Genomic DNA, 18,496 nt, shown 5'->3' on the forward strand with positions numbered 1-18,496 from the left:
GTCAGCGCGCCGTGAAAATCAGTACCGCACCCACCGGCACCGACAGACTGATGGCCGACAAGCCGGCGACCTTGCGCAAGCTTTCCAGGCCTGGTGCCAGGTCGAAATCTTCGGCATTGATCACCAGCGGTTCGAGGGTCACCACCTGAAAACGTCGATCATCGAGGCGCGTCGCCAGCAGTTCGGCGTTGTATTGGTGTTGCTTGCCATGCAGGTCGACCGTCAACGGCAACCGCAATTCCAATTGTGCACCCGGCGCGAGGTCATTGATCGGGCGCAGATCGATTTGCGTGGTGATCAACGCTGCGGGGAATGTCTGGATCTGGAACAGCTCCTTGCGCATGCGCTCATCGCGCAAGGGGATGCCGCTGTTCACCGACTCCAGCTCGACTTCCACCTCGGCCAGGCCCGTGGGGCTGACCTTGCCGTGCAGTACCAGAAAGCGTTGCACTTCGGAAATGTTGGCGTTTTTGGTGCTGATGAACGATAGCCGCGAGGACTCGCCGTCCAGGTACCAATTGGCCCGGGCCGATAACGAGGCGCCGGCCAGGAGCAGGAAAGCGAGGGTTTTGAACAGGGAGCGGTTGAACATAGAGACTCGTGGGGGCAAATAAACCTGAGCGAACCTTAACCGCCCTGAGGCGGGTTGCAAACCGCGAAGATCCAAAGATCGCCCCTGTAGGAGCTGGCTTGCCAGCGAAGGCACCATTGAGATCGCCATCGCCGGTAATCCATGCTCCTACAAAAACCAATCTGTTCAGGGCAGCAACCGACATCCCTGCCGCTCACCAACCCACACCGCGCTGTTGCTGCGCCCCAGGCCGCTGACCGTCACACGCTTGCTCGCCGCGTCATCGGTAAACCCGCTGATGGGCAACCACTGCTTTACATAGCCACGGCAATACCCGGCGTCGTTAGCCATCACGTACCGGCATGAGCAATATTCCTTGGCGGTGTAGGCGCTGATGATGTCCGGGAATGCCCACAGCGCCACCCGCTCCTGCCAGATCCAGCCGAGCAAGACGATCGACAGGATCAACCACAACGTGTTGAACGGATGGCGACGAACAAAACCGCGGCGGTTCATGGTTGCTCCTTCGCGACAAAGGCCTTGAGCGCGAGCTTGAGCAGTTCGTTGTGTCGGTAGCTGCCGTCGCGATCATCGCCGTAGCGCACGATCACCAAGTGTTCGCCGGGCATCACGTACATCGCCTGCCCCCAATGACCCAGTGCGGCGAACGTGTCGGCGGGAGCATCGGGCCAGGGGGTTGCCCCCCTCTCTATCGGGCGATTGAGCCACCAATGGCCGCCGGGCACTGCTTCGTCCTGATTGGCCTGGTAGCGGGCGAATGGTGTGCGGCTGAAGGCGACCCAGTCTTTGGGCACCCGTTGTCGATCGCCCCAGCGTCCGTCGCGGGCCATCAGCAGGCCGACCCGTGCCAGGTCCCGGGCGGTGAGGTAGGCATAGGACGAGGCGACGAAGGTGCCGCTGGCATCGGTTTCCCAGACCGCATGGTCAATCCCCAAAGGTTCGAACAGCGCGGTCCACGGGTAGTCCGTGTACCGCGTCGGACCGACAATGGTTTTCAACGCCGCCGACAGCAGATTGGTGTCACCACTGGAATAACGGAAGGCCTGGCCGGGCTGGGCGTAGCCGTCGTGGCCAGCGGTGAACGCGGCAATATCCTGGCGACCACGGGTATAGAGCATGGCCACCACCGACGACTTCAACGGTGCGTATTCATAGTCTTCCTGCCAGTCCAGCCCCGACGCCCAGTGCAGCAGATCGGCCATGGTCATGGTCGGGTGCTTTTGCATCGCTGGATAGAACTTCAGCACCGGGTCATCGAGCTTGAACAGACCCTCGCCATAGGCCACGCCGAGGACCGTGGCCATCAGGCTTTTGCTGATGGACCAGGTCAGGTGCGGGGTGTCGGCAGTGGTCGGGCCGGCGTAGCGCTCATAGATCAGTTGACCGTCGCGGATCACCAGCAAGGCATCGGTGCGGATGCCTTGGCGGGTGGTGTCGTCGCGGGGTGGGAAGGCGTAAGCCTCCAGGGCCTGCAGTGCCGGGCCGGTGACTGCCGGGGCGGTTGACCATTGAGCGCCAGGCCAGTTTTCGGCGCGGGCCGGGAGGCTGAGCAGCAGCAGGAACAGCAGGGGCAAGCCTTTGAACATGGTGGGGGCTCGGGGGGATTGGCCTGCTGAGCCTAGTCGAGGTTGATGACAGTTCTGGAGTTTGTGTGGGGCCTAAGGCCGCCTTCGCTGGCAAGCCAGCTCCTACAGGGGTCTGTGAACAATACAAAACCAGTGTAGGAGCTGGCTTGCCAGCGAAGAGGCCCGTCAGAACACCGCCAACGCCTTGGCCAGTCGCTTCCCTCGCGCAACCGCCGCCAAATCCATCACCGCCCGATCCCGCTGCCACATCGCCGCCCAATGAGGCGGGCCATCGGTCAGTGCCTGATCCATCTCCGTCTTGAGCCCATCGAACTGCGCAAACAACCCCCCGAGCAACACATGCCCGGCCAGGTTGTTCGGTGCCTGGCGGCTGGCTTCCGCGCACCCGGCCAACAGCGCCAGCAAGCGCAATTGCAGCGATTGCGGCCAGTCGCTGTCGTGGCCGACGCCATACAGCCAGGCCGTCATCGCGCTCAATACGTAGATGTCTTCGAGGGTGCGGAACGGTTTGACGTAAGCCTCCCAGCCATCCCCCGCCAGCAATTCGCAGGACGCGCCATCGAGCATCAACCGGCTGTGGCTGATGTCGGGCATCAGCGCAATCGCCGGCAGTTTTTCCAGGCGCACGCCCGGTTCATCGGGATAGACCACCGCCAGGCTCAGGCGCGGGGCTTGGCCGAGGTCTTCACTGCGGGCGGCGACCAGCAACCAGTCGGCCGCGTCGCCGGCGGTGACGAAATCCTTGCGCCCGCTCACGCGCAATCCACCCAGGCGGGTCTGCATGTCCGCCACCCGCAGGCTGCGCTGTTCCGTCGCGCATAACGCGCCGAGGCTCGGCGGCGCGCTGGGCCAGAGCATGCGCAACGCGGCCTGATACCCCACCAGAAAGGCCAGCCCCGGCGTAGCCATCAGGCGCCCGCCAAGCACTGCCAACTCAAACGGCGTCACCGTTCCAAGGCAGTGCTGCAAGTGCGCGAATCCTTCGCCCAAGTCCGGATTGGCGAGCAAGCGATCGCGGCGGTGCAACAGGGTTTGCCAGGGCATAAGGGGCTCCTTGTGGGCTGTCATATAAGCATCACCAAAGCTTAATGGCGATGACACCGGGGCTACATAGCCTGACTTTGCACAACACGGCTGCATAAAGAAAGTCGATCGGCTGCAACCCACGACGGGTGAACAGCCCGTACGGAGACTCGCAATGACTCAGATCGCCCGCATCAGCGACACCGGCAATGAACGCCGCCTGCAAGCCGAACGCCTGGTGGGCGTCGAGGCCATGCAGGAAGCCCAGGCCTTGCGCTTCAACGTGTTCAGCGGCGAATTCAACGCCAAACTCAAAGGCGCGGAGCTGGGCCTGGACATGGATGACTATGATGTTCACTGCGCCCACATCGGCGTGCGTGACCTGAACAGCGGGCGTCTGGTGGCGACCACCCGCTTGCTCGACCATACGGCCGCCAGCAGCCTCGGCAAGTTCTACAGCGAAGAAGAATTCAGCCTGCATGGCCTGGTTCACTTGAAAGGCCCGATCCTGGAAATCGGCCGTACCTGCGTCGACCCGGCTTATCGCAACGGCGGCACCATCGCCGTGCTCTGGGGCGAACTGGCCGAAGTGCTGAACCAGGGCGGCTACAGCTATCTGATGGGTTGCGCGAGCATCCCGATGCAGGACGGTGGCATCCAGGCTCACGCAATCATGCAGCGCCTGCGCGAACGCTACCTGTGCACCGAACACCTGCGGGCCGAACCGAAAAAACCGCTGCCGGCCCTGGACATCCCGTCCAACGTCATCGCCGAAATGCCACCATTGCTCAAGGCCTACATGCGCCTGGGCGCGAAAATCTGCGGTGAGCCGTGCTGGGACGAAGACTTCCAGGTCGCCGACGTGTTCATCCTGCTCAAGCGCGACGAACTCTGCCCGCGTTACGCCAAGCACTTCAAGGCGGCCGTGTGATGAGCCGGTTGCGGGTGTACGCGCGGATTGCGCGAGTGTTGGTGGTGGTGGCGCTGGGGTTGACCATGGCCGGCCTGTTCGGCTTGCTCGAGCGCCTGGGGATCGCCCATTCGATGGTCCGCCGCCAGCGATGGTCGCGGTTCTTCATGGCGCGCCTGGCCAATGCCCTGCCCTTTCGCGTCACCGTGCACGGGGCATTGCCAAAAGCGCCGATGCTCTGGATCAGCAACCATGTGTCCTGGACCGACATCCCGCTGCTGGGCATGCTCACGCCGCTGTCATTCCTGTCCAAGGCCGAAGTGCGTACCTGGCCCGTGGCGGGCTGGTTGGCGGCCAAGGCCGGCAGCCTGTTCATCCGTCGCGGGTCGGGCGACAGCCAGTTGATTCGTAAACAGATGACCCGCCATCTGGAGCAGGAACATCCGCTGCTGATGTTCCCGGAAGGCACCACCACCGATGGCCGTTCGTTGCGCACCTTTCACGGTCGATTGCTGTCGGCGGCGATCGATTCCGAAGTGAAACTGCAACCGGTGGCGATTCGTTATCTGCGCGATGGAGAGCTCGATTCACTGGCACCGTTCATTGGCGATGATGATTTGCTCTCGCACTTGATGCGCTTGTTTGCCAATGATCGGGGTGAGGTGGAGATTCATCTGCTCAAGCCGATCGCTTGTGAAGGTCGCGAGCGTGCCGCGCTGGCGTTTGAAGCGCAGCAGGCGGTGCAGAAGGCGTTGTTTGGTGAAGTGGCGAAACCAGCAGAGCCGCGGCGTACCGGCGAACTGATCGCGGCGTGACACCGCCCTCCTGTAGGAGCTGGCTTGCCAGCGAAAACGGTCTGTCAGCCAATACATGTGTTGACTGACAGACCGCTTTCGCTGGCAAGCCAGCTCCTACAGGGGTTTATGTCGCTGGATGGTTCTGAGCGAAATCCTGCAACTGCGGATAGAACAACCGGAAATCCTCACTCAACGGCTCATACAACAGCCGCAACTCCTGCATCGCCCCGGCCAGCTCTTCCGGCCGGCTCAAGCGCCGCGAGATCCCCCGCAACACCTGCTCCAACACCGCGAACTCCCGGTAAGACCCCAACCAGTCATGGGCCACCATGTGCGGCGCGATCATTGCCAGGCGCTCCGGCAATTGCGGCTCGGTGGACAACACTCGGTACACGTCCGACGTGAATTGCTCCAGCGGCTGGTCGGCATACAGCGTCCAGTCCCGGGCCAGGCAATGGTCGAAGAACACGTCGAGCACGATCCCGGCATAACGCCGGCGGGTGATGGAAAACCGCGACAGCGAGATATCCACCAACGGATGGCGGTCGGTAAATACGTCGATACGCCGATGCAACTGGATGGCGGCCTCGATCTCCGGATCGAACTGCCCTAGCAGCCGTCCTTTGACGAAATCGCCATACAGGCTGCCGAGCAATTGACCGGGGCGCTGGCCACCGAGGTGCAGATGTGCGAGATAATTCATGGACGCAGCTTAGCACTGCGGCTTTACATCTGGACAACCCACATATCGTTATAACCCGATATACCGATTTTCGCGCTCATCAGAGCAAAATCATATTTGTATATCGCGAAATACCGATTTAAAGTTCGCCTCATCGCGATATAGCGTTTTACTCATCACGAGCCCCTACCCATGACTATCGACCTCGACGAAATAATAAAAGCGCTGGCACACCCAGTACGCCGAGACATCCTTACCTGGCTGAAAGACCCCAAGACGCAGTTTCCGGAACAGCTGCACAACCACGAGTACGGCATTTGCGCCGGACAGATCGACCAACGCTGCGGCCTGTCGCAGTCGACCGTGTCCGCTCATTTGGCGAACTTGCAGCGTGCGGGGCTGATCAGCAGCCAGAAAGCCGGTCAATGGCACTTCTTCAAACGCAACGAGGACGTGATTCAGGCGTTCCTCGACGCCATCGTCAAAGAGCTCAGTGCTCCGACAAGGAATTAACAATGCCCCTCTCGCTCCTCATCCTGGCCTTGAGCGCCTTCGCCATCGGCACCACCGAGTTCGTCATCATGGGTCTGCTGCCCGATGTGGCGGCCGACCTCGGTGTGTCGATCCCCGGCGCCGGCTGGCTGGTGACTGGTTACGCCCTGGGCGTGGCCATCGGTGCGCCGTTCATGGCACTGGCCACCTCCCGGCTGCCACGCAAGGCGGCCCTGGTAGCGTTGATGGGCATCTTCATCGTTGGCAACCTGCTGTGTGCCGTGGCCAGTGACTACAACGTGCTGATGTTCGCCAGGGTGGTGACTGCCCTGTGTCACGGTGCGTTCTTCGGCATCGGTTCGGTGGTGGCAGCAGGCCTGGTGCCGGCGAACAAGCGTGCGTCGGCCGTGGCCTTGATGTTTACCGGCCTGACCCTGGCCAACGTGCTGGGCGTGCCACTGGGCACGGCGCTCGGTCAGGAAGCCGGCTGGCGCTCGACGTTCTGGGCCGTGACCGTGATCGGTGTGATTGCGCTGATCGGCTTGATCCGCTTCCTGCCGGCCAAGCGCGATGAAGAGAAACTCGACATGCGCGCCGAACTGCGCGCCCTCAAGGGTGCCGGGATCTGGCTGTCCCTGAGCATGACCGCATTGTTCGCGGCGTCCGTATTCACCCTGTTCACCTACGTCGCCCCGCTGCTCGGCGATGTCACCGGCATCTCGCCCAATGGCGTGACCTGGACCCTGATGCTCATCGGCCTTGGCCTGACCGTCGGCAACATCATCGGCGGCAAGCTGGCGGACAAAAGCATGGCTGCAACGCTGATTGGCGTCTTCATCTCGATGGCCGTGATCTCTACCGTGCTGACCTGGACCAGCGTCGCGCTGATCCCGACCGAAATCACCCTGTTCCTCTGGGCCACCGCGTGCTTTGCCGCCGTACCCGCCCTGCAAGTGAACGTCGTGACCTACGGCAAGGCCGCACCCAACCTGGTGTCAACCCTGAACATCGGCGCCTTCAACATCGGCAACGCCCTCGGCGCCTGGGTCGGCGGCAGCGTCATCGCCCACGGCTTCGGCCTGACCAGCGTGCCGCTCGCGGCAGCCGCACTGGCGGTACTCGCCCTGCTGGTGACCCTGATTACGTTCCGTCAGCGCGGCAATCCCGAACTGGCCCCTGCTACCAACTGATCTCTACAAGAGAACTAATTTCATGACGACTATTTTCGATCCGATCAAACTGGGCGACCTCGAGTTGGCCAACCGCATCATCATGGCGCCGCTGACCCGCTGCCGTGCCGACGAAGGCCGGGTGCCGAACGCGCTGATGGCCGAGTACTACGTGCAACGCGCCTCGGCCGGCCTGATCCTCAGCGAGGCCACTTCCGTCACGCCGATGGGCGTCGGCTATCCGGACACCCCGGGCATCTGGTCCAACGACCAGGTGCGTGGCTGGACCAACGTCACCAAAGCGATCCACGGCGCGGGCGGCAAGATCTTCCTGCAACTGTGGCACGTCGGCCGGGTGTCCCACACCTCGTACCTGAACGGCGAAGCGCCGGTCGCACCGAGTGCCATCCAGCCCAAGGGTCACGTCAGCCTGGTTCGTCCACTGGCCGACTACCCGACCCCGCGCGCCCTGGAAACCGCTGAAATCGCCGACATCGTCGACGCCTACCGTGTGGGTGCCGAAAATGCCAAGGCCGCCGGTTTCGACGGCGTGGAAATCCACGGCGCCAACGGTTACCTGCTCGACCAGTTCCTGCAAAGCAGCACCAACCAGCGCACCGACCACTACGGTGGCTCCCTGGAAAACCGGGCGCGCCTGTTGCTGGAAGTGACCGATGCCGCGATCGAAGTCTGGGGCGCCGGCCGCGTCGGAGTGCACCTGGCCCCGCGCGCCGACTCCCATGACATGGGCGACGATAACCTCGCCGAAACCTTCACCTACGTCGCTCGCGAACTGGGCAAACGCGGCATCGCCTTCATCTGTTCCCGCGAAAAAGAAGCCGGCGACAGCCTTGGCCCGCAACTGAAAGAAGCCTTCGGCGGCCCGTACATCGCCAACGAACGCTTTACCAAGGACAGCGCCAACGCCTGGCTGGCCAGCGGCAAGGCGGATGCGGTCGCCTTCGGAGTGCCGTTCATTGCCAACCCTGACTTGCCAGCACGCTTGAAAGCGGATGCGCCGTTGAACGAGGCCCGTCCTGAACTGTTCTACGCCAAGGGGCCGGTTGGCTACATCGACTATCCTACGTTGTAAGTTTCACCCCTGAAACGCAAAAGCCCCGACTTGAAAGAGCCGGGGTTTTTTATTGCATGCGACAACTCAATACTAACGGCATAACAAGTTCCGCATCCACCAACAACAGCTGGCCACATGCAATAAATCATTACACATCTGATAAGCGAGATCACTAAAACCTCACTATCTTTATAATCACACACCTAACTAACAAGAGCAAAACATCATGGACGATACCGATATCTCCAATCTCGAAATCGAGTTCAAGGAAATCATCAAAGAAGCCAAGGAAGAAGAACCAGGCGTCTGGAATAACGTTAGACGTGTCACCTCGCATAGCCACGTCATGTTGTACTTTTACAATGGTACGGCTGAAACTTTCAAACTGACTGCTGCCAGCTGGAACGCAGGCGCAGAGCTGGAAAAATATGTCATCGCCCCTTGGGACTATCTCTCGTTCGTCCTGCGCGAAGAAATCCCTTTCTTTGCCAGAGGGCGAACTTCGACACAAGCAAGACACAGCTTTACTTATAAAAGCGACAACCAGGCATTTGAATTTTCAACGGGACTGAAGGTAAGGAAAGATTATGAGGCTTTATCCTTTTCGCCGAACACCGTCGCGCAAAGAGAACATACTATCAAATCCGTCGGCAACGCCCCGCTACGGTGCTCCTCCCGGATCACCCGAACCATGGCCAATAAACCTTATCACTACGGTGTTGTGATAAGTTTGGGAGGCGATTACTGAGCTTTCTTCCACAAAGAGCTTGCCTGCCTGAAACACAAAGCCCGACTCGAAAGAGCGGGCTTTTCATGTGGGCGCTCGCCGCTTCAATCAGAGCTCCAACACCATCTCATGCCACGCCATCCCGCCATGATCGGAGGCGGAAGGCTTGATGTAGGCGAAGCCAAAACCCGCGTAGAGCGCAATATGCCGCTCCTTGCACATCAGGTGGATGCTGGCCTTGTTCACCGCGCGCATCCGCTCGATGAACTCAGCCATCAAACGTTTTGCCAGGCCTTGTCCCTGAAAATCCGGATGCACCACCACCGACATGATGACCACATGCGGGCCGGCCGGGTCGTGGCCGATCAGTTCCTTGAACGCCTCGTCCGACATTTCCACTTCAAACGCCGCGCCGGAGTTGATGAAACCGGCGACGACGCCGTCCACTTCGGCCACGATAAAGCCCTCGGGCCAGGTGGCGATGCGGGTCGCTATTTTTTCCCGGGTCGCGGCTTCGTCACCTTCGTAGGCAAGGGTTTCGATGGCGTAGCAGCGGTCCAGGTCAGCGGGGGTGACGTGGCGAATGACGGAGTTCATGTCGGCTCGAATCAGCGGGGGAAAGACAGGGGATCATAAAGCAGCGTCTGCTCGACATCGAGAGGCGAATCCCTGATCCGCCTCTCGATCCAGCCATTACGCCTTGAGCGGCAACCAGATTTCCAGCACGCCGGTGTTGAGCTTCGGGTTGAAGTCTTCGCTGTAGCGTTCGAACTCCGGGGCATCCGCCGCGTGATAACCGGACTGCGGCAGCCAGGTTTTCCAGATGTACTGAAAGGTCTGGGGCAAGGCATCCAGAGCGCCCTTGTGTTCGAACACGGCGTAGTGCTGAGGCTGGACCTCCACCCAACGATATTTGTCAGGCAGGTCGTCGAGTTTGCTGATTTCAACGCCGGCGATATATTCAAAACCGCCCTTGCCATCCGGGTTGCAACAAATGCCGTAGGTCACTTCGCTTTTTTGACCGGGAATGTTGCCAATCTCGGGAATGAATTTCTCCCAGAGGTCGGGGATCGCTTTAGTGGTTTGCGCAGTAAATCGTCCGCCCAGCCCTGCAATGAGCAGGAAGTGGCCGTTTTCAAAGCGTGGCCCGGCCGGTTTGACGCCTGTTTGCTCATCCATGACTCGACTCCTGGTACGAAAAAGTGGGTTCGGCTGGGAGTATAGAAGCCAATCCCGATTCGCCCAATTACAGTGCGTGAAGCTGCTCGACGGCGCCAGGACCGATGAACTCGTTATACCCCGATAGGATCACGTAGACTGCGAAATAGCAGAAGATCGCCGCCGATGCCAGGTATGAATAACGCAGCAGTTTGTCGCCCAGCAGCTTGCCGCCATGGCTCGCCGCGAAACACAGGCCAACACACCAGAGCACCCCGGCACATAGAAAGCCGCCCAGAAACAGCGCAGAACCGAGCGCGCCACTGCCGCCGGAACGCGCGATCAGCGTGCCGCCCACCGCCGCGAACCAGAGAATGGCGCTGGGTGATGACATGGCGAGGAAGATGCCGCGGAAAAACTTCCTGCGGTATGAGTTCTGCCCCGCCTCCCCTGCCTGGGCCAGCACCGCCTCATGGTGAATCGCCGAATGGATCATCTTCGCCGCGAAATACACGAGCAACGCCGAACCACCGATCCACAACACCCAGCGCACGGTTTCGAACTGCAGCAAAACAGTCATGCCCGCCAGTGCCAGCACCGCATAGATCAGGTCCCCGACGCAGGTCCCCAACCCCAGCGCGAAGCCTTGAAAATAGCCGCGTTGCATCGCCAGGGTGATCATCGCGATATTGGCCACGCCTATGTCCAGGCACAGCGAAAGGCTCAGCAAGAAGCCACTGCTAAATTCCATCGACCCGCTTCCTTCACAAAATTTTGTTTACTAAAGTGGCTGGACAGTTTGCCACAACAGCCCGTACATTCCGCCACAGGCCACCGCAGTGGCCAGCGTCGCTCGGACGGTTCCGGGCGCTCACGTTATCCGAGGCAACAATGGCTAACCCAGGTTCGCCGCGCCGCTTTGCGCGCATAGATCGACTCCCCCCTTACGTATTCAACATCACGGCCGAGCTGAAGATGGCTGCCCGTCGTCGTGGCGAAGACATCATCGACTTCAGCATGGGCAACCCTGACGGCCCTACTCCGCCGCACATCGTCGACAAACTCGTCACCGTCGCCCAGCGCGAAGATACCCACGGCTACTCCACGTCCAAGGGCATTCCGCGCCTGCGCCGGGCGATTTCCAACTGGTACAAGGATCGCTACGCGGTCGACATCGACCCGGAAAGCGAAGCCATTGTCACCATCGGCTCCAAGGAAGGCCTGGCGCACTTGATGCTGGCGACCCTCGACCAGGGCGATACCGTGCTGGTGCCGAACCCGAGCTACCCGATCCATATCTACGGTGCCGTGATTGCCGGCGCCCAGGTGCGGTCGGTGCCACTGATACCGGGCGTGGACTTTTTCGCCGAGCTGGAAAGCGCGATTCGCGGTTCGATCCCGAAACCGAAAATGATGATCCTCGGCTTTCCGTCCAACCCCACCGCCCAGTGCGTGGAGCTGGATTTCTTCGAGCGGGTGATCGCCCTCGCCAAGCAGTACGATGTGCTGGTGGTGCACGACCTGGCCTACGCCGACATCGTCTACGACGGCTGGAAAGCGCCGTCGATCATGCAAGTGCCTGGCGCCAAGGACATCGCGGTGGAGTTTTTCACCCTGTCCAAGAGCTACAACATGGCCGGCTGGCGCATCGGCTTCATGGTCGGTAACGCCGAACTGGTCAACGCCCTGGCGCGGATCAAGAGCTACCACGACTACGGCACTTTCACTCCGCTGCAAGTCGCCGCCATTGCTGCACTGGAAGGCGATCAGCAGTGTGTCAAAGACATTGCCGAGCAATACCGCCAGCGGCGCAATGTGCTGGTCAAAGGCCTGCATGAATTGGGCTGGATGGTGGAAAACCCGAAAGCTTCGATGTATGTCTGGGCCAAGATCCCCGAGGCTTATGCACACCTGGGCTCGCTGGAATTCGCCAAGAAAATGCTCGCCGAGGCCAAAGTCTGCGTCTCGCCGGGTGTGGGGTTTGGTGAATACGGGGATGATCATGTGCGCTTTGCGCTGATCGAAAACCAGGACCGGATTCGCCAGGCCGTGCGCGGGATTCGCGGGATGTTCCGGGCGGATGGGTTAGCCACCAAATCCAACGCCTGACGTAGAGCCCCTGCAGGAGCTGGCTTGCCAGCGAAAGCGGACGGACAGTCAACATCAATGTTGAATGTCAGGCCCTCTTCGCTGGCAAGCCAGCTCCTACATTTGGTTTACGGTGTTGCTTAGACGAACATCGACAACAGCAGGATGAAGCCCAGCGCGACGATAGACAGGATGGTTTCCATCGCCGTCCAGGTCTTGAAGGTTTCCGCCACGGTCATGTTGAAGTACTGCTTCACCAGCCAGAAGCCGGCGTCGTTGACGTGGGACAGGATCAACGAACCCGCACCGGTCGCCAGTACCAGCAACTCACGGTTCACACCCGGAATCATCCCGACCACCGGCACCACGATGCCCGCGCCGGTGATGGTCGCCACGGTCGCCGAACCGGTCGCGATACGAATCACCGCCGCCACGAGCCAGGCCAGCAGGATCGGCGAGATCTGTGCGTTCACTGCCATATGGCCGATCACGTCACCCACGCCGCTGGTCACCAGCATCTGCTTGAAACCACCACCGGCACCGATGATCAGAATGATCGCGGCGGTCGGCGCGAGGCTGGCGTCGAGCAACTTCAGGATCTTGTTCGAACCCATGCCTTGCTTGTGGCCGAAGGTGTACAGCGACAGCAGCAACGCCAGCAACAGCGCCGAGATCGGGTGGCCGACCAGGTCCATGAAGGAGCGCGCGAAATTGCCTTCCGGCAGGACCACGTCGGCAAAGGTCTTGAGCAACATCAGGAACACCGGCAGCAGCACGGTGATCAGGGTGATGCTGAAGCTCGGCAGTTCGGCCGAGTCCGGTTCGCGCGCCAGTTGATCCACCAGCTCCTGGTTAGGGTGGCCGGGGATGTACTTGGCAATGAAGGTACCGTAGATCGGGCCGGCGATGATGGCCGTCGGCAGCGCAACGATCAGGCCGTACAAAATGGTTTTACCGATGTCGGCGCCAAATACGCCGATCGCCAGCAACGGCCCCGGGTGTGGCGGAACCAGACCGTGTACCGCAGACAGACCGGCCAGCAACGGGATACCGATCTTGATGATCGATACGCCGGTACGCCGGGCAACGATGAACACCAGCGGGATCAACAGCACGAAGCCGATTTCGAAGAACAGCGGAATGCCGACCAGGAAGGCGGCGAACATCATCGCCCACTGCACCTTGTCCTTGCCGAACGCACGGATCAGCGTCTGGGCAATCTGATCCGCCCCGCCCGATTCGGCCATCATTTTGCCGAGCATGGTCCCCAGCGCCAGGATGATACCGACGAAACCGAGCACCCCACCGAAGCCGTCCTGGAACGCCTTGATGATGGTGCCGATCGGCATGCCGGAGGTCAGCCCGAGGAAAGCTGCGGCGATGATCAGGGCAATGAAGGGGTGGAACTTGAACTTGGTGATCAGGACGATAAGCCCGATTACCGTAACCACTGCGTCGAGCAGCAGGAACGTCTCGTGGGACATGCCAAACATTAGGGGTGTCTCCTGGTTGTTGTTGTTATTAAAGCGGGTAATTCGCGAGCCATCAGGACAGCGCTACCTTTTCGAGGCAAATTCATACGGCGCGTTTCAGGCCATGCGCCTGCCACCAGTCATGTGCTTGTTTCGCCAATTGGTCGACGCTGTAGTTCGAAGCGTCCAGAGCCAGGGTCAGGGGCTCACCAACGGGTGACTCAAGGGTGGCGAACTGGCTGTCGATCAACGTTGACGGCATGAAGTGGCCCGGACGATGGGAGACACGATCGGCGGCGACTTCAGGCGTCAGCTCCAGGAATACGAAGCCCAGGCCCGGCAAGGCGCTGCGCAGACGTTCACGGTAAATGTGTTTGAGCGCCGAACAGGTCAGCACCGGGCGTTGACCCGTGGCGTCGATGCGGCGCAGCTCATCGCACAGGCTGTCGAGCCAGCCGGCACGGTCTTCGTCGTTCAGGGGGATACCTGCGCTCATCTTTTCGATATTGGCGGCAGGGTGAAAGGAGTCGCCTTCAATGGCGGTCGCGCCGCTGAGTTGGCACAAGGCCTCGCTGACGCACGTCTTGCCGCAACCGGCAACGCCCATGATGACCAGGGCGGTGATGGAATGATTCATGTAACACCTCAGCGCGCAGACAGCGCTACCTTTGCTGGTTATGACACTGGAGCAAAAGCAGAAGTTGCCGACGCCTTCTTGTCATTTTTGTGGGTTGCAGCGTGTTCGTTCCCAATACCAAAAAGCGGGAATCAGGCAGACCCCGCTCAAGCATTTGCAGCTGCATCGAGACAGCGCTACCTTAGTGCCTTGAATTTTGTTTGGCAAGCCGCCCGATGACCTCTCCTAAAAACGATAAGAATACTCGCACCACTGGCCGCCCTACCCTGAATGAAGTGGCGCGCCTGGCCGGTGTCAGCCCGATCACCGCGTCCCGGGCCTTGCGCGGCGTCAGTACGGTCGCCACCGAACTGGTGGAAAAAGTCCAGAAAGCCGCCCTCGAACTCAACTACGTGGTCAACCCCGCTGCCCGCGCATTAGCCTCGGCCCAGAGCCATTCCGTGGTGGTTTTGGTGCCGTCGCTGTCCAATTTGCTGTTCATCGACACATTGGAAGCCATTCATCAGGTTTTGCGCCCCAAGGGCTTCGAAGTGCTGATCGGCAACTTCCACTACTCGCGCGATGAAGAAGAAAACCTGCTGCGCAACTACATGGCCTATCAACCTCGCGGCTTGCTGCTGACCGGTTTCGACCGCACCGAAAGTTCGCGCCGGATGATCGAGGCGAGCAACATTCCATGCGTCTACATGATGGAGCTGGACAGTGCGGCCGGGCTCAACTGCGTCGGTTTTTCGCAACTTGCCGCCGGTGAAACGGCGGCGGAACATTTGCTCTCCCGCGGCCGCAAGCGCCTGGCCTACATCGGCGCGCAGCTGGATCAACGCACGTTGCTGCGTGGCGAAGGTTTTCGCAAAGCGCTGCAAAAGGCCGGTTTGTATGACCCGGACCTGGAAGTCCTGACCCCGCGCGCCTCCTCCGTCGGTTTGGGCGGTGAACTGTTCCTGCAACTGATGGCCAGCCATCCTGATGTCGATGCGATCTTCTTCGGCAACGACGACCTGGCCCAGGGCGCCCTGCTCGAAGCCATGCGCTGCGGGATCAAGATTCCCCAGCAGGTCGCGATCCTCGGCTTCAACGATCTGCCGGCCTCGGCCCACATGGTTCCGCGGCTGAGCAGCATCAGCACGCCGCGCGAAGCCATTGGTCGGCGTTCGGCGGAATTGATGTTGACCTTGCTGGCTGGCAACGCGGTGGCCAAACCGGTGCAGGACATGGGGTTTGAGTTGAAAGTACGCGAGAGTACCTGACAGTTTCTGACTTGATGTCTCCCTTCAGCAGGCACACTATTAAATCCCCGAAGCCTTGATCCGCTAACGGAGTAGCCCGATGGAACATTCACTGAAAATCCTGGGTAAAGCTTCATCAATCAACGTCAGAAAAGTCCTGTGGACCTGTGAGGAACTGGGCGTTGCCTACGAACGCGAGGATTGGGGCGGCGGGTATGCCTCGACGCACACGCCGGAGTTTCTCCGGCTCAATCCCAATGCACTGGTGCCCGTGATCATCGATGAGGCCGGCGTGCTGTGGGAGTCCAACACCATCTGCCGTTATCTGGCCAGCAAACACCAGAACACCGATCTGCTGCCGCACGAACCGGCGGCACGTGCCCGGGTGGAGCAGTGGATGGATTGGCAAGCCACCGAACTCAACGCGGCCTGGAGCTATGCCTTCACGGCATTGGTGCGCAAGGATCCGGAGTTCCAGGACCCGCATCACATTGCCGCCGGTGTGCGCGGCTGGAATCAGAAGATGGGCATCCTCGAGCATCAGCTCGCGGCCACCAAGGCGTATGTCGCCGGGCCACGGTTCACCCTGGCCGATATTGTCATCGGGCTGTCGGTCAACCGCTGGCTGATGACGCCCATGGATCGGCCTGACTACCCCGCCATCGACGAGTATTTTCAGCGCCTGGCCCAACGCCCGGGATTCTTGAAGCATGGCTGCAACGGCCTGCCTTGATGCCATGCCTGGGGTCGACCGCTCCCGCCCAGCGGCAAAAGGTTTCCCGCAAACCGGCAGCGACCGCCTGCCAGTTAAAACATAACTGATTTCCCAGTTCGCCAATGCCCCCTTGGCCCCGTTTCGTAAACGCGCTTTACAACATCCTTTCTTAATTGCCCGGGACCCTTTTCATAAGTACTCAAGCCTCATGCGCGTCAATAACGTCTGACTCAAATGCCAACTGTTACTTCTGCCAGTAGATATCTTCCGAGCCTTGGGCGATTCTTTGCTTAGCTTCATGTTTTTCAATACGCGCGTGGTGTGTGTTTCATGTCATTTCAGACAATCGTTCCAGAACGATGAAGAGGCATCGCTTGCCATTTATTTATCGCATTTCAATTCAAAAAAGGCCGGAGCAGTATATGAAAAGAGTATCAATGGTTTGTAAAATTGCATCGAGCGTCATGGCCATCACCAGCATGGTCATGCCCCTGATCGGTTTAGCGCAAGAGTCCAAAGCATCAGGCAAGTACACTTTATTTACTCCATCGATGAACAAGCAGCAGAAAATCGACATTCGGAAGAAAATCGACAAACAGTTACTTCTCAAAACTGGCGGCCAGCAAATCAGCCCAACTCAGGTTGCCTATGACAAAGGCGACGCCGTGATCACGTTTTCTGTACCAAGCACCCCAAACACGACCTGCGACTTTGGTTATGTGTGTTTCTGGGAGCATAATAATTACGTGGGAAAAAAATTGTCACTTAGAAGCCAGCCGCCTCAAAGTGCACTCACCGTGAACCTCGCGCAATACGACATGAGCAACAAAATTTCATCTTGGAAACATAATAACAATTTTTTCTACGTAGCCATCGGTGGAGCATCGCAAGCAAATGGCGGAGGTCAAATGGTCATGGCCAACACCATGGATGACCATATTGGAGGCGGGTGCTGCCCATTTTCTATCGAGCACTCAACCCCGCATGCACCACCTCCGGAGTTTAATTTTCAATCGTCTTTGAAATACGACAATTCAATGGTAAGCGTCGTCTTTAAACCCTATCCATGGTAGTCAGTCGGTTTCATTGATCGGTGCGGACATCAAAAGGCCAGCTACTGGGCAACCAAAATAAACAAGGGCGAAAAAGCGACGCTGACCATCCTGTCGTTGTGCTCGACCAGCCTGCTCTGGGCATAGAGTTCGGTCCAGGTGCCTTTGGTGCTGGCCTGTTCGGGAATGTTGAACGGACAGCAGCCCCTCCCGAGAACGATTTCCTTGATATTGCTCATGACCATGTTGCCCTTCGCGCCAGGCCCTTCTACCCCGAACACCTTCATGGAGTGAGCTTTATTATTATGCTGCCAGGATGACACCTGGCGGCTCATGTCGAAGTCCGCCAGGTTAACGGGACGGCTGATCGGTGTGCTGGCCAGCGACAATTTCTTGCCTGTGTAATCCCAGCCCTCCCAGACACAAAAATAGCCATAGTCACAGATGGGGTCAGTCGGATTGGCGTCACCGGGCACCGGGAATGTCATCACGACGGCACCGTTGTCATAAACCACTTGAGTGGCACTGACCTGGCGTCCGGCGGGTTTTCGACTGAGTTGTTGATCGATCTGCAGCTGAATAGTCGCTGTTTGTTCGGCAGTCATCGCGGGAATGAACAATGCGTACCCGCTCTGCTTGCCCGACGCCTGATTGGCATAAAAATAGAACAGCGCACCCAGGCCGAGGCATAACGCAATGCAGTCAACGAACCCTATGGCTTTCATGAAAAAAACTCCGTTCCTGAAAGCGCTGAGAAGACCCAGCGCGAGCACGAACAGAGTTCAGTTTTTGCCATGGTCTGTCTACTGACAGAAATGACAGGTTCGACCATCGGCGCAGTCAGGCTTGCCCTTCGGTGCAATGGCGCAGGAAAATCTTGCAGCTTATTTTCGGTTAGATCATCGCCCTGTTGGAGCTGCGGTGCGGCAATCCGACTTGCCAGCGAAGGCGACCTCGACCATTGCATCGCCCATGGATACGCCTTCGCCAGCAAGCTGGCTCCTACAGGGGCGACGGGGGGGCCAGGACTATCGCGTTAGCTGTGTAGCCTGCATATCAGTGCCCGAACACATCCACCTTCTTGGCCTTCTTGTC

Annotated in this window: 21 protein-coding genes; 10 read left to right on the plus strand and 11 right to left on the minus strand. The window is 59.5% G+C overall.

Annotated elements, in window-relative coordinates:
• Position 1 precedes the first annotated feature (1 nt).
• The 4 genes from ELQ88_RS27305 to ELQ88_RS27320 form a co-directional block, all read right to left on the minus strand.
• Positions 2-592 (minus strand): YceI family protein, encoded by a 591-nt coding sequence (locus ELQ88_RS27305; protein ID WP_138968890.1) that lies wholly within the window; start codon positions 590-592, stop codon positions 2-4.
• 165 nt (positions 593-757) lie between these two features.
• The gene (locus ELQ88_RS27310) at positions 758-1,087 is read right to left on the minus strand and encodes an amidase (protein WP_138968891.1); all 330 of its coding nucleotides are present in this window, start codon (positions 1,085-1,087) and stop codon (positions 758-760) included.
• A complete protein-coding gene (locus ELQ88_RS27315) occupies positions 1,084-2,178 on the minus strand; it encodes a serine hydrolase (protein ID WP_138968892.1) in 1,095 nt (364 codons plus the stop codon). Before ELQ88_RS27315 ends, ELQ88_RS27310 begins: the two co-directional genes overlap by 4 nt.
• A 165-nt stretch (positions 2,179-2,343) precedes the next feature.
• Positions 2,344-3,222 carry an acyl-CoA dehydrogenase family protein gene (locus ELQ88_RS27320; protein WP_138968893.1) on the minus strand — a complete coding sequence of 293 codons (879 nt, stop codon included), beginning with the start codon at positions 3,220-3,222 and terminating at the stop codon, positions 2,344-2,346.
• A gap of 154 nt (positions 3,223-3,376) precedes the next feature.
• Between ELQ88_RS27320 and olsB the strand changes: the two genes are divergently transcribed.
• The gene (gene olsB, locus ELQ88_RS27325) at positions 3,377-4,132 is read left to right on the plus strand and encodes an L-ornithine N(alpha)-acyltransferase (RefSeq protein ID WP_128870193.1); all 756 of its coding nucleotides are present in this window, start codon (positions 3,377-3,379) and stop codon (positions 4,130-4,132) included.
• On the plus strand, positions 4,132-4,926 hold the full coding sequence (locus ELQ88_RS27330) for a lysophospholipid acyltransferase family protein (RefSeq protein WP_128870194.1): 795 nt from the start codon (positions 4,132-4,134) through the stop codon (positions 4,924-4,926). Before olsB ends, ELQ88_RS27330 begins: the two co-directional genes overlap by 1 nt.
• Positions 4,927-5,032: 106 nt before the next feature.
• Here the strand turns inward: ELQ88_RS27330 and ELQ88_RS27335 are convergent, their stop codons facing one another.
• The gene (locus tag ELQ88_RS27335) at positions 5,033-5,611 is read right to left on the minus strand and encodes an ACP phosphodiesterase (RefSeq protein ID WP_138968894.1); all 579 of its coding nucleotides are present in this window, start codon (positions 5,609-5,611) and stop codon (positions 5,033-5,035) included.
• A 171-nt stretch (positions 5,612-5,782) separates the two neighbouring features.
• On the opposite strand from ELQ88_RS27335, the gene ELQ88_RS27340 reads away from it, so the two are divergent.
• The 4 genes from ELQ88_RS27340 (at position 5,783) to ELQ88_RS27355 (ending at position 9,074) form a co-directional block, all read left to right on the plus strand.
• Entirely contained in the window at positions 5,783-6,103 is a 321-nt protein-coding gene (locus ELQ88_RS27340) for a helix-turn-helix transcriptional regulator (RefSeq protein WP_128870196.1), read from the plus strand.
• Positions 6,104-6,105: 2 nt separating this feature from the next.
• Positions 6,106-7,272, plus strand: coding sequence for an MFS transporter (locus tag ELQ88_RS27345; RefSeq protein ID WP_128870197.1), 1,167 nt, complete (start codon positions 6,106-6,108; stop codon positions 7,270-7,272).
• Positions 7,273-7,294: 22 nt separating this feature from the next.
• Entirely contained in the window at positions 7,295-8,344 is a 1,050-nt protein-coding gene (locus ELQ88_RS27350; protein WP_138968895.1) for an alkene reductase, read from the plus strand.
• A 208-nt stretch (positions 8,345-8,552) separates the two neighbouring features.
• The gene (locus ELQ88_RS27355) at positions 8,553-9,074 is read left to right on the plus strand and encodes a hypothetical protein (RefSeq protein WP_138968896.1); all 522 of its coding nucleotides are present in this window, start codon (positions 8,553-8,555) and stop codon (positions 9,072-9,074) included.
• An 87-nt stretch (positions 9,075-9,161) separates the two neighbouring features.
• Here the strand turns inward: ELQ88_RS27355 and ELQ88_RS27360 are convergent, their stop codons facing one another.
• The 3 genes from ELQ88_RS27360 to ELQ88_RS27370 form a co-directional block, all read right to left on the minus strand.
• Positions 9,162-9,650, minus strand: a complete 489-nt coding sequence (locus ELQ88_RS27360) for an N-acetyltransferase (protein ID WP_138968897.1) — start codon at positions 9,648-9,650, stop codon at positions 9,162-9,164.
• A gap of 96 nt (positions 9,651-9,746) precedes the next feature.
• Complete coding sequence (locus ELQ88_RS27365; RefSeq protein ID WP_128870200.1) at positions 9,747-10,232, minus strand: GyrI-like domain-containing protein; 486 nt, start codon at positions 10,230-10,232, stop codon at positions 9,747-9,749.
• Positions 10,233-10,299: 67 nt separating this feature from the next.
• Entirely contained in the window at positions 10,300-10,962 is a 663-nt protein-coding gene (locus ELQ88_RS27370) for a LysE family transporter (protein WP_138968898.1), read from the minus strand.
• 140 nt (positions 10,963-11,102) lie between these two features.
• Between ELQ88_RS27370 and alaC the strand changes: the two genes are divergently transcribed.
• A complete protein-coding gene (gene alaC / locus ELQ88_RS27375; RefSeq protein ID WP_128870202.1) occupies positions 11,103-12,320 on the plus strand; it encodes an alanine transaminase in 1,218 nt (405 codons plus the stop codon).
• Positions 12,321-12,439: 119 nt separating this feature from the next.
• Here alaC and ELQ88_RS27385 read toward each other — a convergent pair whose 3' ends face one another.
• Together ELQ88_RS27385 and ELQ88_RS27390 are read right to left on the minus strand one after the other, a co-directional pair.
• Positions 12,440-13,792 (minus strand): GntP family permease, encoded by a 1,353-nt coding sequence (locus tag ELQ88_RS27385; RefSeq protein ID WP_128870203.1) that lies wholly within the window; start codon positions 13,790-13,792, stop codon positions 12,440-12,442.
• A gap of 82 nt (positions 13,793-13,874) precedes the next feature.
• Positions 13,875-14,408: a gluconokinase gene (locus ELQ88_RS27390; protein ID WP_138968899.1), complete on the minus strand. Its 534-nt coding sequence runs from the start codon at positions 14,406-14,408 to the stop codon at positions 13,875-13,877.
• 215 nt (positions 14,409-14,623) lie between these two features.
• Here ELQ88_RS27390 and ELQ88_RS27395 point away from each other — a divergent pair, with 215 nt between their 5' ends.
• From ELQ88_RS27395 to ELQ88_RS27405, 3 genes are all read left to right on the plus strand, one after another.
• On the plus strand, positions 14,624-15,655 hold the full coding sequence (locus tag ELQ88_RS27395) for a LacI family DNA-binding transcriptional regulator (protein ID WP_128870205.1): 1,032 nt from the start codon (positions 14,624-14,626) through the stop codon (positions 15,653-15,655).
• Positions 15,656-15,734: 79 nt separating this feature from the next.
• A complete protein-coding gene (locus ELQ88_RS27400) occupies positions 15,735-16,367 on the plus strand; it encodes a glutathione S-transferase (protein WP_128870206.1) in 633 nt (210 codons plus the stop codon).
• 404 nt (positions 16,368-16,771) lie between these two features.
• Positions 16,772-17,422 (plus strand): peptidase inhibitor family I36 protein, encoded by a 651-nt coding sequence (locus tag ELQ88_RS27405; RefSeq protein ID WP_161599988.1) that lies wholly within the window; start codon positions 16,772-16,774, stop codon positions 17,420-17,422.
• A gap of 41 nt (positions 17,423-17,463) precedes the next feature.
• Here ELQ88_RS27405 and ELQ88_RS27410 read toward each other — a convergent pair whose 3' ends face one another.
• Positions 17,464-18,174, minus strand: coding sequence for a peptidase inhibitor family I36 protein (locus ELQ88_RS27410; protein ID WP_178084713.1), 711 nt, complete (start codon positions 18,172-18,174; stop codon positions 17,464-17,466).
• Positions 18,175-18,496 lie beyond the last annotated feature (322 nt).

Origin of the sequence: Pseudomonas sp. MPC6 (assembly GCF_006094435.1) — a bacterium.
Taxonomy (GTDB): Bacteria; Pseudomonadota; Gammaproteobacteria; order Pseudomonadales; family Pseudomonadaceae; genus Aquipseudomonas.

What these genes read in the sequence shown, in the direction of transcription:
- ELQ88_RS27355 (WP_138968896.1), top strand. Translation starts at nt 8,553, where the DNA reads ATGGACGATACCGATATCTCCAATCTCGAAATCGAGTTCAAGGAAATC.
- ELQ88_RS27360 (WP_138968897.1), bottom strand. Translation starts at nt 9,650, where the DNA reads ATGAACTCCGTCATTCGCCACGTCACCCCCGCTGACCTGGACCGCTGC.
- ELQ88_RS27315 (WP_138968892.1), bottom strand. Translation starts at nt 2,178, where the DNA reads ATGTTCAAAGGCTTGCCCCTGCTGTTCCTGCTGCTGCTCAGCCTCCCG.
- ELQ88_RS27320 (WP_138968893.1), bottom strand. Translation starts at nt 3,222, where the DNA reads ATGCCCTGGCAAACCCTGTTGCACCGCCGCGATCGCTTGCTCGCCAAT.
- olsB (WP_128870193.1), top strand. Translation starts at nt 3,377, where the DNA reads ATGACTCAGATCGCCCGCATCAGCGACACCGGCAATGAACGCCGCCTG.
- ELQ88_RS27405 (WP_161599988.1), top strand. Translation starts at nt 16,772, where the DNA reads ATGAAAAGAGTATCAATGGTTTGTAAAATTGCATCGAGCGTCATGGCC.
- ELQ88_RS27305 (WP_138968890.1), bottom strand. Translation starts at nt 592, where the DNA reads ATGTTCAACCGCTCCCTGTTCAAAACCCTCGCTTTCCTGCTCCTGGCC.
- ELQ88_RS27395 (WP_128870205.1), top strand. Translation starts at nt 14,624, where the DNA reads ATGACCTCTCCTAAAAACGATAAGAATACTCGCACCACTGGCCGCCCT.
- ELQ88_RS27390 (WP_138968899.1), bottom strand. Translation starts at nt 14,408, where the DNA reads ATGAATCATTCCATCACCGCCCTGGTCATCATGGGCGTTGCCGGTTGC.
- ELQ88_RS27340 (WP_128870196.1), top strand. Translation starts at nt 5,783, where the DNA reads ATGACTATCGACCTCGACGAAATAATAAAAGCGCTGGCACACCCAGTA.
- ELQ88_RS27335 (WP_138968894.1), bottom strand. Translation starts at nt 5,611, where the DNA reads ATGAATTATCTCGCACATCTGCACCTCGGTGGCCAGCGCCCCGGTCAA.
- alaC (WP_128870202.1), top strand. Translation starts at nt 11,103, where the DNA reads ATGGCTAACCCAGGTTCGCCGCGCCGCTTTGCGCGCATAGATCGACTC.
- ELQ88_RS27330 (WP_128870194.1), top strand. Translation starts at nt 4,132, where the DNA reads ATGAGCCGGTTGCGGGTGTACGCGCGGATTGCGCGAGTGTTGGTGGTG.
- ELQ88_RS27350 (WP_138968895.1), top strand. Translation starts at nt 7,295, where the DNA reads ATGACGACTATTTTCGATCCGATCAAACTGGGCGACCTCGAGTTGGCC.
- ELQ88_RS27365 (WP_128870200.1), bottom strand. Translation starts at nt 10,232, where the DNA reads ATGGATGAGCAAACAGGCGTCAAACCGGCCGGGCCACGCTTTGAAAAC.
- ELQ88_RS27345 (WP_128870197.1), top strand. Translation starts at nt 6,106, where the DNA reads ATGCCCCTCTCGCTCCTCATCCTGGCCTTGAGCGCCTTCGCCATCGGC.
- ELQ88_RS27385 (WP_128870203.1), bottom strand. Translation starts at nt 13,792, where the DNA reads ATGTTTGGCATGTCCCACGAGACGTTCCTGCTGCTCGACGCAGTGGTT.
- ELQ88_RS27400 (WP_128870206.1), top strand. Translation starts at nt 15,735, where the DNA reads ATGGAACATTCACTGAAAATCCTGGGTAAAGCTTCATCAATCAACGTC.
- ELQ88_RS27370 (WP_138968898.1), bottom strand. Translation starts at nt 10,962, where the DNA reads ATGGAATTTAGCAGTGGCTTCTTGCTGAGCCTTTCGCTGTGCCTGGAC.
- ELQ88_RS27310 (WP_138968891.1), bottom strand. Translation starts at nt 1,087, where the DNA reads ATGAACCGCCGCGGTTTTGTTCGTCGCCATCCGTTCAACACGTTGTGG.